The following is a 12,742-nucleotide window of genomic DNA, read 5'->3' as shown; positions in this document are numbered from 1 at the left end:
CGGTCACTCCGGGCCGAGCAGTTCCCTCCGCAGCTGTGCGGTGATCCGTGCCAGCAGCCGGGACACATGCATCTGGGAGATGCCCAGTTCGGCTCCGATCTGCGACTGGGTCAGCTCGTCGCCGTACCGCATCCGCAGTATGCGCCGGTCCCTGGCACCGAGCCGGGCCACCAGCGGTTTCAGCACGGCGAGGTTCTCCACGAGGTCCAGGCCGCCGTCGGGTTCGCCGAGCCGGTCGGCCAGGGTCCTGGCGCCGCTGTCCGCGCCGTCCTCGACGGTGGAGTCGATGGAGCCGGCGGTGTAGCCGTTGGCCGCGACCAGCCCTTCGACTATCTCCTCCTCGTCCATCCCGAGGTGCCTGGCCAGTTCGGCGGGCGTCGGGGAACGGTCCAGGGTCTGGAACAGCTCGTCGGACGCCTTGGCCAGCGTGATCCGCATTTCCTGGAGGCGCCGGGGCACGTGGACGGACCAGCTGGTGTCACGGAAGAAGCGCTTGATCTCACCGATGATGCAGGGCATCGCGAATGTCGCGAACTCCACCTCGCGGGAGAGGTCGAACCGGTCTATCGCCTTGATCAGCCCGATGGTGCCGACCTGGACGATGTCCTCCATCTGGTCGGAGCGGCTGCGGAAGCGGGTGGCAGCGAACCTGACCAGCGAGAGGTTCAGCTCGATCAGTGTGTTGCGCGCGTACTGGTGCTCGTGGGTGCCCTCTTCCGCTGTGTCGAGGGTGGCGAAGAAGAGCCGGGAGAGTTCGCGCGCCTCGTACGACGCGACCTTCGACGGGTATGCCACGTAAGGGAGTTGTCCGGGCGCCCGGCCCGGCGGGTGGCCGGCGTGCGGATGGCCGACGGGCTGGTGGCCGGCGTGCGGGGCGAATCCGGCCGGGACAGTGGTCGCCAGGGGCACGGTGTACTCCCTCTCTCGTTCTCCGGCAGCTTCCGCAGTTCCCGGTTACCCATTACGGGGCACTCCATACGCGGGAATCCGGCCATTGCGCCGTCAACGACCGGGCCAGGGCGATGACACAGGCGGTGGCACAAGGCGGTGACAGAGAGCGGTGATCGGAGACGCGGGGACAGCAGTGCTACGGGAGATACGGGGGGCGCGAGGGGTTGCGAGGGGATACGGGGAGGGCGCGTCGGAGCGCGGAAACGCCGGAGCCGGCCTCCGCAGGTGCGGAGGCCGGCTCCGGCGTCGGTACGGTCAGCCCGAACCGGTCAGCCCCAGCTGGCGTGCAGCGGCTTGCCCTCGGCGTAGCCTGCGGCGCTCTGCACCCCGACGATCGCCTTCTCGGCGAACTCCTCCAGGGTGTTGGCACCGGCGTAGGTGCAGGAGGAGCGGACGCCCGCGATGATCGAGTCGATCAGGTCCTCGACACCCGGGCGGGCCGGGTCGAGGAACATCCGCGACGTGGAGATGCCCTCCTCGAACAGGCCCTTGCGGGCACGGTCGTAGGCCGACTCCTCGCTCGTACGGTTGCGGACGGCGCGGGCCGACGCCATCCCGAACGACTCCTTGTACCAGCGGCCGTCGGCAGCCTGCTGCAAGTCGCCCGGGGACTCGTACGTCCCGGCGAACCAAGAGCCGATCATGACGTTCGACGCACCGGCGGCCAGCGCCATCGCCACGTCACGCGGGTGCCTGACCCCGCCGTCGGCCCAGACGTGCTTGCCGAACTTCCGCGCCTCCGTGGCGCATTCGAGCACGGCGGAGAACTGCGGGCGGCCCACGCCCGTCATCATCCGGGTGGTGCACATGGCGCCCGGGCCCACGCCGACCTTGATGATGTCGGCGCCGGCCTCGATGAGATCACGTACGCCCTCGGCGGCCACGATGTTGCCCGCGACGATCGGCACCTGCGGGTCGAGTGCCCGCACCGCCCTGACCGCGGCGATCATCGACTCCTGGTGGCCGTGCGCGGTGTCCACGACGATCGTGTCGGCGCCGGCGTCGAGCAACTGCTTGGCCTTGCCCGCGACATCGCCGTTGATACCGACGGCGGCGGCGATCCGCAGCCTGCCCTGAGCGTCGACGGCCGGGGTGTAGAGGGTGGCGCGCAGAGCGCCCGTACGGGTCAGGATGCCGGCCAGCCTGCCATCCGTGTCGACGGCGGGCGCGTAGCGGCGGTTGGCGCCGTCGAGCCGGTTGAACGCCTCACGCGGGTCGATGTCCGCGTCGAGGAGCACCAGGTCCTTGGACGACATGACTTCGGACAGCTGGGTGAAGCGGTCGACGCCCGCCAGGTCCTCGTCGGTCACGACACCGACCGGCCGGCTGTCCTCGTCCACCACGACACCCGCGTTGTGGGCGCGCTTGGGCAGCAGGGACAGCGCGTCGGCGACGGTCTGCGTCGGGGCGAGCACTATGGGCGTGTCCAGCACGAGGTGACGCGTCTTCACCCAGGAGATGACCTCGGTGACGACCTCGATCGGAATGTCCTGCGGGATGACGACCAGGCCACCGCGCCGGGCGACGGTTTCGGCCATCCGGCGGCCCGCGATGGCCGTCATGTTCGCGACAACGAGCGGGATGGTGGTGCCGGTGCCGTCGGGGGCGGACAGATCGACGCCCTGACGTGAGCCGACAGCGGAGTGGCTCGGCACCATGAACACATCGTCGTACGTCAGGTCGTACGGCGGCTTGAGATCATTGAGGAAACGCATACTAACTCTCTCACCTGCGGTTATACAGAATGGGCGGGCGGGAAGTCAGCGCCGTCCGGCACAGGATCAGGCTGCGGCTCCTAGGCCATCATCGCCGATGGGACCCCGAGTGGCGAATGCGCGCCCCCTCTTCTGTGGCTTCCACCAGGGGCGGGGTACGGCGGCTCGTATGTTCAGCCGAACCGGCCGGGGCGGCGGTGCGTGTCGCGGACCGGTGCGCGGCTCAGACCGGTCCGTACTGCCCGTACTGCCCGTGCTGTCCGTGCTCTTCGTGCTCTCCGTGCTGTCCGCTCCGGTCCGCGAGCACCTCGCGCGCCGCACGTGCCCCGGAGGCGAGCGCGCCCTGCACGGACCCCGTGGCGCGGTGGTCTCCGCACACATGACGCCCGGCGGACACCCGCGTCGTGCGGCTCAGCGGCCACGGCGCGGTCATGGCGGGCAGGGCGCCCTCCACCGTGTACGGGGCGAGGAGCTCCCAGGACGACGTGTCGGTGCCGTACACCTCGGCGAGCACGCCGCGCAGCCTCTCCTCCTCCCCCGGCCCGCCGGGACCGAGGACCGATGTGGAGATCAGGGAGCGGTCGGCCGGGGCGTAGGTGGGGGCGACCTCGCTCAGTACGCAGGTGTTGAGGAAGCGCCGCGCGCTGTCGACCAGCAGGGTCGGCTCGTGCAGCGGCGGCTGCGGGGCCGCGTGGTAGTAGGTCGTGACGGTGCGGGTGTCCGGTACGACGAGGCCGGGCAGCAGCCGGGCCGCCGCGGCCGGCCCGGTCGCGACCACCACACAGGGAGCGTGGAGCTCCGTGCCGTCCGGCAGCTCGACACCCGCGTCCGTGATCGCCCGCACCGGGGTGCCGGGGCTCAGCACCCCCGGCGGCAGCGCGCCCGCGAGCTGCGCCGGTACGGCGCCGATCCCCGCCGCGGGCAGGCACTGGGTGCCCCGGAGCATGCTGCGCCAGACCAGATGGAAGAAGCGCGACGAGGTTTCGAGGCTGTCCTCCAGGAAGACACCGGAGAGGAAGGGCCGGAAGAACGTGTCGATCAGTTTCTCGGAGATCCCGGCGTCGGCGAGCGCCGTGCGCGTCGTACGGTCCGCCGCACGCTTCACCGCGCCGGCCGGCCCGAACAGGTCGCGCGCGGAGAGCAGCCCGAGCGCCAGGAGGTCGCGGCGGCCCGCGACCGGCCGCAGCGACAGCAGATCCACCGCCACGCCCGGCCGCCGGGTCGGGTCGCTGAACCGCAGCCGTCCCGACGGCGTGTACACCAGGGCTCCGGGCGTGAAGGGGCGCAGCCGCAGCCCTCGGAGCCACATCCGCTGTTTGACCTGGGGGTACGACGTGTTGAAGACCTGGAAGCCCCGGTCGAGGAGGAATCCCTCGTGCCGGTCGGTGCGCATTCTGCCGCCGGGCGTGTCGGATCCCTCCAGCAGGCTGACGGACAGACCCTCCCGGCACAGATCAGCGGCACAGGCGAGGCCGGCCAGCCCCGCGCCGATCACGATGACATCGCAGCGGCGGCCCCGGTGGTCCGTCATGGGGTGGCAACCCTTCACTCGTCCGGACTTCTCAGTAGACGTCCTCGGGGCGCATTTCTCTCGCCGGACGCCCCTGCCGGGAAGAAACGGGGACAGTGGAGGAAGAGAACAGCACAGAAGACCATGAAACCGACATGCCACGGAGGCCTCCATGAGCGACGGTGAAGCGGCACCCGCGCCCGGCTCACCCGCCCTGCACTGCCTGGTGACCGGGGCTACGGGCTATATCGGTGGCCGGCTGGTGCCCGAACTGCTCGATGCCGGCCACCGCGTCCGCTGTCTGTCCAGGTCCCCGGACAGACTGCGGGACCACCCCTGGGCCGGACGGGCGGAAGCCGTACGGGGCGATGTCACCGATGCCGCGTCGGTGGCCGCGTCCATGCGGGGCATCGACGTGGCGTACTACCTGGTGCACGCGCTGAACACCGGCTCCGGCTTCGAGGAGACGGACCGCAGGGCGGCCAGGATCTTCGGCGAGCAGGCCCGGGCCGCCGGTGTCCGGCGCATCGTCTATCTGGGCGGCCTCACCCCCGACGGCGTACCGGAGCAGGAGCTCTCACCGCATCTGCGCTCGCGGGCCGAGGTCGGCCGCATCCTCCTCGCGTCGGGGGTGCCGACCACCGTGCTGCGCGCCGCGGTCATCATCGGCTCCGGCTCCGCGTCCTTCGAGATGCTGCGGTATCTCACCGAGCGGCTGCCGGTCATGGTCACGCCGAGCTGGGTCAGCACCCGGATCCAGCCGATCGCCGTCCGGGACGTGCTGCGGTACCTGGTCGGCAGTGCGCTGATGCCGGCCGATGTGCACCGGGCCTTCGACATCGGCGGACCCGACATCATGACGTACCGCGACATGATGCGCCGGTTCGCCTCGGTCGCCGGTCTTCCGCACCGGCTCATCCTGCCGGTGCCGATGCTCTCGCCGCGCCTGTCCAGCCACTGGATCGGCCTGGTCACCCCCGTTCCGCGCTCGCTCGCCCGGCCGCTCGCCGAGTCGCTGCGCTACGAAGTCGTGTGCCGCGAACACGACATCGCGCGGTATGTGCCGGACGGCCCCGGTGTGCCGTTCAGCTTCGGCAGGGCGCTCCAACTGGCGCTCCAGCGGGTTCAGGACGCTCAGGTCACCACCCGCTGGTCGTCCGCCTCGCTGCCCGGCGCCCCGAGCGATCCGCTGCCCACCGACCCCGGCTGGGCGGGCGGCAGCCTCTACACGGACCGGCGCCAACTCACCATGGACGCGGCCCCGGAAGCGCTCTGGCGGATCGTCGAGGGCGTCGGGGGCGACAACGGCTGGTACTCCTTCCCGCTCGCCTGGGCCGTGCGCGGCTGGCTGGACCGGCTGGCGGGCGGGGTCGGCCTGCGCCGCGGGCGAAGGGACGCGCAGCGGCTCAGAGTCGGCGACTCGCTGGACTTCTGGCGCGTCGAGGCGATCGAGCCGGGCCGCCTGCTGCGGCTGCGGGCCGAGATGCGGCTGCCGGGACTCGCCTGGCTGGAGATGTCCGTGGACCGGGACAGCCGGGGACGCACCCGCTACCGGCAGCGCGCCCTCTTCCACCCCCGGGGGCTGCTCGGACACGCGTACTGGTGGAGTGTCGCGCCCTTCCATGCCGTCGTCTTCGGCGGAATGGCCCGCAATATCGCCGGAGCGGCGGACCGCGCGAGCCAGGGCCGTCAGGAGCCCGCCCCCGGCGCCCGCTGAAATCTGCCAGGAAACCGAAGAGGAGTGGCGCATGAGCGTGTCGGTCGCCCTGTTCACCTCCGACCTGCGGCTGCACGACAATCCGCCGCTGCGCGCTGCCCTCGCGTCGGCGGACGAGGTGGTGCCGCTGTTCGTCCGCGACCGGGCCATCGAGTCGGCGGGCTTCGCCGCGCCCAACCGGCAGGCGTTCCTGGCCGACTGCCTGGCCGGCCTCGACGCGGGGCTGCGGGAGCGCGGCGGCCGGCTCGTCGTACGGTCGGGCGCCGTGACCGATGAGGTCTGCCGGGTGGCCGCGGAGACGGGCGCCGCCGATGTGCACATGGCGGCCGGGGTCAGCGCGTACGCACAGCACCGGGAGGAGCGGCTGCGCGCGGCGCTGGAGGCGGACGGCAGGCGTCTGTGCGTCCATGACGCGGTGATCACCGCGGTGCCGCCGGGTGCGGTCACCCCCGCGTCGTCGGACCACTTCGCGGTGTTCACCCCGTACTTCAGGCGCTGGTCCGAGGAGCGGCTGCGCACCGTCCAGGGCGCGCCGCGCACGGTACGGGTGCCCGAGGCCGCCCGGTCGGAGCGGCTGCCGTCCCGCACGGACGTGTCCGGGGTCTCGGAAGGTCTCGCCGCCGGCGGCGAGCGCGAGGGCCGCGCCCGCTGGTCGGCCTGGCAGCGGAACGGGCTCGCCGGGTACGAGGACCACCACGACGACCTGCCGGGCGATCTGACGTCCCGTCTGTCGCCGCATCTGCACTTCGGCACCCTCTCCCCCGTCGAGCTGGTGCACGGCGCGTCCCGGAGGGGCGGTGCGGGCGCCGACGCGTTCGTACGGCAGCTGTGCTGGCGGGACTTCCACCACCAGGTGCTCGCCGCGCGCCCGGCGGCCGCTTCCGCCGACTACCGCTCGCAGCACGACCGCTGGCGTTCCGAACGGTCCGCCGCGCGGGAGATCACGGCCTGGAAGGAGGGACGCACCGGATATCCGGTGATCGACGCCGCGATGCGGCAGCTGCGGCACGAGGGCTGGATGCACAACCGGGGGCGGCTGCTCACCGCGAGTTTCCTCGCCAAGACGCTGTACGTGGACTGGCGGGTCGGTGCGCGGTACTTCCTGGAGCTGCTGGTGGACGGCGATGTCGCGAACAACCAGCTCAACTGGCAGTGGGTGGCGGGCACCGGCACGGACAGCAGGCCGAACAGGGTGTTCAACCCGGTGACCCAGGGCAGGCGGTACGACCCGCAGGGGGATTACGTCCGCCGCTGGGTGCCCGAGCTGGCCGGTCTGGTGGGGGCGGCCGCGCACGAGCCGTGGAAGCTCCGGGGGCCGGAGCGCGCCGCGTACGACTATCCCGGGCCCCTGCTCGAACTCTCCGACGGCCTGGCCCGCTTCAAGCAGGCACGCGGCCGGGCCTGATCGCGGGGGCGCGGGCCCTGCCGGTCAGCGCATCCGTCCGGGGTCAGACCCCGTCGGGGTCCGCGCGGTCCAGCGCCGGGCGCGGTCCGGGTCCGGTCTCCGTCAGCAGGAAGTCGGCGGCCGCCGTGTCGGTGACCAGGCTGGTGACGAGGCCCGACTTCAGGACGGCCCCGATCGCCGCCGCCTTGCGCTGGCCGCCCGCGATGGCCACGACCTCGGGGATCCGGCGCAGCCGGTCGGCCTCGACGGTGATGCACCGCTCGCCCAGGTCGCGGCCGACCCGCCGCCCCTCGGCGTCGAAGAGGTGCGCGGACATCTCGGCGGCGACCCCGAGCGAGGCGTAGTGCGCCCGCTCGGCGTCGCTGAGCATGTCGTGGACCGTCGAGATGCCCGGCTCCCAGGAGCCGATGGACACCGCGGCGACGGTCACCTTGTCGAAGTACTCGAAGGCGCGCGCGATGCCGGTCTGGTTGCGGAGCGCGGCGGCGGTGGCCGGGTCCGGCAGCAGCATCGGGGCGTAGATGGGGTGCGCCTCGCCCCCGGAGACCTGGGCGGCACGCCGTACCGCCTCGACGGAGCCGCGCTCGGCCGTCCCCGCGTCGTACACACCGGTCAGCTGGACCACCGTGCACGGCGGGAGAACATTGAGCGCCGCCGCCATGTGGATGGTGGAGCGACCCCAGGCGAGGCCCAGCACATCGCCCTCGGTGACCAGCTCGCCCAGCAGATCGGCGGCGACCTCACCCAGGTTCTCCGGATCGGGGGCGTCGTCCGCCGCGTCCGCCGGGGACTCGACGACGACCGCGTGGCGCAGCCCGTAACGGGCGCGCAGCGCGTCGGAACGCTCCGCGTCCAGCTCGGCGGGGACCCGGATCTCGATCCGTACGAGATCGCGCTCCAGCGCCGTCTCCAGGACCCGGGCGACCTTGAACCGGCTGACGCCGAACTCCTCGGCGATCTGGATCTTGGACTTTCCCTCCAGGTAGAAGCGACGGGCCATGGCCGCCGCCTGCACCAGCTCCGCGGGTCCCATCCGCAGGGCTGATCTGCCCGCCGACATTGCAGACACCGCGATCTCCTCACTACTGCTGTTCACTCCCGGACCCGCCATCCTGTCAGACCCGGCATCACTTGATCAGCCCCGAAAGGCCGCGTTCATCTCCTGGCCGCTCAGTGGCCGCAGGCCCAGCCCGCCGTCGCCGTCGTCTCCTGCGCCTGGTGGCGGAGCATCCGGACCGCCGCGGCCGGGTCGTCGGCGCCGTACACCGCGGAGCCCGCGACGAAGACGTCCGCGCCGGCCTCCGCGCACCGCTCGATCGTCGACGCGGAGACCCCGCCGTCGACCTGGAGCCAGAGTTCGAGTCCGTGCTTGGAGATCAGCTCACGGGTGCGGCGGATCTTCGGCAGCATGATGTCCAGGAAGGACTGGCCGCCGAAGCCGGGCTCCACCGTCATGATCAGCAGCATGTCGAGCTCCGGGAGCAGGTCCTCGTAGGGCTCGATGGGCGTCGCGGGCTTCAGCGCCATGGAGGCGCGTGCGCCCTTGGCCCTGATCTCGCGCGCGAGCCGTACGGGGGCGGCGGCGGCCTCCACGTGGAAGGTGACGGAGCCCGCGCCCGCCTCGACGTACTGCGGCGCCCAGCGGTCCGCGTCCTCAATCATGAGGTGGCAGTCCAGCGGCGTGTCCGAGGCCCGGCTGAGCGCTTCCACCACAGGGACCCCGAGGGTCAGATTGGGGACGAAGTGGTTGTCCATCACATCGACGTGGAGCCAGTCGGCACCTTCGACGGCCTTCGCCTCCTCCGCGAGTCGGGAGAAGTCGGCGGACAGGATGCTGGGGTTGATCTGCACGGCCATGCCCCAAGCCTGCCATGCCCCGGCGCAGTTGCCCGCCACGGCAGGGACCGCGGTGGCCCGGGGATCCGCACACACCGTGCAAACCTCGCATACACCGGCGCCCGGAGGTGCAGGTTCTCGCTTCTCCCTACCACAGCCGATGGCCTGGCCCGGAAGTCCTCAGGTGTCTCATCCGTGGTCGACCCGGTTTGGTCTCACGATCCTGGCCATCGAGTGCACCAGAGATGACAGGGGCTGCGGCGTCCAGCGTTTGGTGGAAGCGACAACTACCGGGGCACGGCTTTGACGCGTACGACGAGGACCGCTTCGACGACGCCCCATACGTTATGTCGATCAGGTGCCCAACCGCCCATATCTGACGTGACCCGGCTACTTCTTCAGGGTCTAAGGGCTCTTACAGGGGCGGATGCCCGGCTCGGATCGACTAGCGGAGACCAGTATGACTGAACTGACCCCAACCGATATCGCGCCATCGGCGCCGGGGACGGGGAAACGTGCGATCGGCGTGCTGCCACTGGTCGGCATCTTCTTCTTCACGGTTTCCGGAGGTCCCTTCGGGCTGGAAGCTTCCATTTCCAGCGCCGGGCCGGGCATGACCTTGATGATGATTATCCTGGTGCCAATTATTTTCGGTGTCCCGAACGCATTGGTGGCAGCGGAACTCAGCGCCGCGATACCGGTCAACGGCGGTTACTATTACTGGACAAAACTCGCGCTCGGAAATTTTCCGGCATTTGTGTTCGGTATCTGGAATACGGTCGGCTCAGTGTTGAATCTCACCCTGTATCCGATCCTACTCGTCGACTACCTGGCGACCTGGGTACCCGCCATCACGCGCGGGAAGGGACTGGTAATTCTGTCCCTGTTCCATGGTGGCTTCGTGGTGGACCTGCACTGGATCGTCACCGTCGCCCTCATTATTCCGATGGCCTACCTCAACTATCGCGGCTCCAAGGCCGTGAGCGAATATTCAGTCGGGATGATGGTGCTGATTCTCGCACCGTTCGCCGTGTTGGCAGTTATCGGTGTCTATCATGCGATCAACAACGGAACCGACGTTTTTTCACCCTTCATGATTCCAGGTCAAAGCGCGCGCTCGTCGGTGGCCGGCGCGCTCAGCGTGATCGTGTGGCTATACCTTGGCTTCGACGGTCCGAGTACCGTGCTGGGTGAGGTTGCCGACGCGCACCGAACCTACACGCGCGCCCTGATCATTTCGGTTCCGCTGATCATCGCTGCCTACCTCTTGCCCACGATCGCCGCCATCGGCAGTGGCCTTCATCGGGGTTCGCCCGCCGCCTGGGCTCAAGGCGATTTCATCACGGTCGGCGATATCTTGGGCGGAAGCTGGCTCAAGGTGCTGATCTCCCTGGGATCGGCGCTTTCCCTGGCCGGCTTGTTCATGGCGATCCTCCTGACGAGCACACGAATTCCGCGCGCGCTTGCAGCGGATGCTTATCTGCCTCGCTGGATGGCGCGAGACAGTAGACGATTCGACACGCCGGTAGGTGCTCTCCTGGCGAGCAGCATTGTCGTGATTGTCCTCGCTGCTGTCGATTTCAGTTCGATTTTGCGGGCCACGGTGCTCCTCACCCTGTCGTCCATCCTGCTTGAATTCGTCGCCTTCCTGGTCCTTCGCTGGCGGTATCCCCAGATGCGCCGACCGGTTCGTGTTCCCGGCGGCTGGCCCGGCGCTGTCCTGGTGGTCGCGCTCCCTACCGGAATGATCGTGTATCTGGCGTGGATTTCAGCAGTCGATGAGACCGCTACGTTCCTCACGAGTCTCGCGGTGGCACTCCTGGGCGTGGCGCTGTACCCGCTGTGTCGCCGATTCGTCAAGGGCCACCGACCGGACGCGGAAATGGATTACTCGAACGTCGAGCTCGGGCCTGACAGGTACACAGGATCCGGTTCACAGAAGGCAGGAATTTGATGAACATGCGACCCATGATCTCCCAGCTGGCAAAGCAGCTGCGCACATCGTGGCCGGTGCCCGGGCTCGCCATCAGTATTGTCACCGCAACCGGCGAATCCATGCTCATCACAGAGGGATTCGCTGACACGGAATCCGGTGCTCCAGTTTCTGATCACACGCGGTTCGAGATCGGTTCGGTCAGCAAGACCTTCACCGCGTTCCTGCTCGGGCAATTGGCAGATGAGGGGAAGGTGAATTTCGAAGCACAGGTTGCTGACTATCTGCCGTGGTTCACCCCGAACGGCGGGTCGCGAAAAATCACAGTCCGCCACCTCATGCAGCACACTTCGGGTCTGGTGGCCGGGGCTGATGCGCTTCCCGATGCCGCCGCTCGCGGTTACGCACTGCGTGATGCGACGACGTGTGTCGAACCGGGTCAGATGTTCCACTACTCCAACGAAGGCTATAACCTGCTGGGGCTGATCATCGAGCATGTCACAGGGAAATCGCTCGCGGACGCCATGGCCGAGCGGCTGCTGCACCCGCTGGGAATGCGTGAATCGACAGCGCACATCATTCACGAAGACATGGCCCACCTCGCCACCGGATACCGGTTCCGGCACGACGCCGCACCGCCACTGCCGTCGGCCCCGCTCACGCCTGCCACCTTTTTCGATTATTCGGCGGCCGATGCGAATGTGACTGCAACCGCATCCGACTTGGGCGTGTTCGCTCGAATGCTCCTGGGGCGCGGCACCGTGGCCGGCACCAGGATCCTCAGCCCGGAGCGGTTCGAGCAGATCATCACAGACCGTGTCGACGCAGGCGGTTCGGCGGAACATCGGAGTGGTTATGGACTTGGCGTGGACGTGGAAATCATCGACGGCCATACCTGGCTCATGCACGCCGGCGGAATGGTCGGATACCGCTCGTTTCTCGCCGCCGATATCGACGGTGGATACGGTGTCGCAGTGCTGACCAATGCGCCCGGCGACTGCCAGATAGTCGACCGTTTCGGCCGGCATGTGCTTTCCGTCGTACAAGGCGCCTCGCCGGAACCGGCGCTGTTCGACCGGGAGATAATCGCAGACGCTCATCGCTACACAGGAAGCTACGGAGCGGGATCGCGCCGGATCCGGGTCGACGCCACTGCGGACCATGGCCTCTCTCTCACCTCGAACGGGACAACAGGCAAGCTGTACGACGCAGGGGACGGGCGGCTGGCATGTGATCACCCGGACTGGTCCGCCTACCACCATTCGCTGAGCACCGTCGCCGGGAAGCCGCAGTGGCTCTGCGGACCCGACTCGCTCGGTCCCGACCCCACGCTCGGTCCCGACCCCACGCCCGGTCCCGACCCCACGCCCGGTCCTGACCCCACGCCGGCCACAACCCCGCATCCGCTCGCCGGTCACTACCGGAGCTACACGCCCTGGTATCCCAGCTTCAGGATCGTGCAACGGGCGGGGCGACTGCACATGATCGCTGCGACCGGCGTCGAAGCGCCGTGCGATGAACCGGAACTCATCGCACTCGATGACGGAACGTTCCGCGTCGGAGCCGATCCGCGATTGCCGGAGCGGTTGACAGCCGGCCCCGCCCTCAACGGCTCAGTGCTGTGGGTCGACCTGGACGGATGCCGCTACACGCGCTCATTCCGTCCATAGCGGGA

Annotated in this window: 9 protein-coding genes; 4 read left to right on the top strand and 5 right to left on the bottom strand. The window is 69.3% G+C overall.

The annotated features are described in order from the left end of the window. Nucleotides 1-3: 3 nt before the first annotated feature. From OG385_RS28755 to OG385_RS28745, 3 genes are all read right to left on the bottom strand, one after another. Complete coding sequence (locus OG385_RS28755) at nt 4-795, bottom strand: RNA polymerase sigma factor SigF (protein WP_266861238.1); 792 nt, start codon at nt 793-795, stop codon at nt 4-6. Between the two features lie 425 nt (nt 796-1,220). After that, entirely contained in the window at nt 1,221-2,666 is a 1,446-nt protein-coding gene (locus tag OG385_RS28750; RefSeq protein ID WP_266859014.1) for a GuaB1 family IMP dehydrogenase-related protein, read from the bottom strand. A 223-nt stretch (nt 2,667-2,889) separates the two neighbouring features. After that, nucleotides 2,890-4,197 (bottom strand): NAD(P)/FAD-dependent oxidoreductase, encoded by a 1,308-nt coding sequence (locus OG385_RS28745; protein WP_266859012.1) that lies wholly within the window; start codon nt 4,195-4,197, stop codon nt 2,890-2,892. 151 nt (nt 4,198-4,348) lie between these two features. On the opposite strand from OG385_RS28745, the gene OG385_RS28740 reads away from it, so the two are divergent. Both OG385_RS28740 and OG385_RS28735 read left to right on the top strand, forming a co-directional pair. Next, nucleotides 4,349-5,893, top strand: coding sequence for an SDR family oxidoreductase (locus tag OG385_RS28740; RefSeq protein ID WP_266859010.1), 1,545 nt, complete (start codon nt 4,349-4,351; stop codon nt 5,891-5,893). Nucleotides 5,894-5,924: 31 nt separating this feature from the next. Continuing rightward, a complete protein-coding gene (locus OG385_RS28735; protein WP_266859008.1) occupies nt 5,925-7,298 on the top strand; it encodes a deoxyribodipyrimidine photo-lyase in 1,374 nt (457 codons plus the stop codon). 43 nt (nt 7,299-7,341) lie between these two features. Here the strand turns inward: OG385_RS28735 and OG385_RS28730 are convergent, their stop codons facing one another. Both OG385_RS28730 and rpe read right to left on the bottom strand, forming a co-directional pair. Continuing rightward, nucleotides 7,342-8,358: a sugar-binding transcriptional regulator gene (locus OG385_RS28730; protein WP_164267829.1), complete on the bottom strand. Its 1,017-nt coding sequence runs from the start codon at nt 8,356-8,358 to the stop codon at nt 7,342-7,344. A 110-nt stretch (nt 8,359-8,468) separates the two neighbouring features. After that, nucleotides 8,469-9,155, bottom strand: coding sequence for a ribulose-phosphate 3-epimerase (gene rpe / locus OG385_RS28725; RefSeq protein ID WP_266859006.1), 687 nt, complete (start codon nt 9,153-9,155; stop codon nt 8,469-8,471). A gap of 439 nt (nt 9,156-9,594) precedes the next feature. Here rpe and OG385_RS28720 point away from each other — a divergent pair, with 439 nt between their 5' ends. Then, nucleotides 9,595-11,088, top strand: coding sequence for an APC family permease (locus OG385_RS28720; protein WP_266859004.1), 1,494 nt, complete (start codon nt 9,595-9,597; stop codon nt 11,086-11,088). Nucleotides 11,089-11,102: 14 nt separating this feature from the next. Beyond that, complete coding sequence (locus OG385_RS28715; protein ID WP_266859002.1) at nt 11,103-12,737, top strand: serine hydrolase; 1,635 nt, start codon at nt 11,103-11,105, stop codon at nt 12,735-12,737. The last annotated feature ends 5 nt before the right edge of the window (nt 12,738-12,742 follow it).

Source organism: Streptomyces sp. NBC_01306 (genome assembly GCF_026340465.1).
Lineage (GTDB): Bacteria > Actinomycetota > Actinomycetes > Streptomycetales > Streptomycetaceae > Streptomyces.
The sequence above is the reverse complement of the archived record's forward strand: the minus strand, read 5'-3'. Positions and strand labels throughout refer to the sequence as shown.

Excerpts from the sequence above, each read along its gene's own strand:
- OG385_RS28750 (WP_266859014.1), bottom strand. The coding sequence starts at position 2,666 with ATGCGTTTCCTCAATGATCTCAAGCCGCCGTACGACCTGACGTACGAC.
- OG385_RS28745 (WP_266859012.1), bottom strand. The coding sequence starts at position 4,197 with ATGACGGACCACCGGGGCCGCCGCTGCGATGTCATCGTGATCGGCGCG.
- OG385_RS28740 (WP_266859010.1), top strand. The coding sequence starts at position 4,349 with ATGAGCGACGGTGAAGCGGCACCCGCGCCCGGCTCACCCGCCCTGCAC.
- OG385_RS28735 (WP_266859008.1), top strand. The coding sequence starts at position 5,925 with ATGAGCGTGTCGGTCGCCCTGTTCACCTCCGACCTGCGGCTGCACGAC.
- OG385_RS28730 (WP_164267829.1), bottom strand. The coding sequence starts at position 8,358 with ATGTCGGCGGGCAGATCAGCCCTGCGGATGGGACCCGCGGAGCTGGTG.
- rpe (WP_266859006.1), bottom strand. The coding sequence starts at position 9,155 with ATGGCCGTGCAGATCAACCCCAGCATCCTGTCCGCCGACTTCTCCCGA.
- OG385_RS28720 (WP_266859004.1), top strand. The coding sequence starts at position 9,595 with ATGACTGAACTGACCCCAACCGATATCGCGCCATCGGCGCCGGGGACG.
- OG385_RS28715 (WP_266859002.1), top strand. The coding sequence starts at position 11,103 with ATGATCTCCCAGCTGGCAAAGCAGCTGCGCACATCGTGGCCGGTGCCC.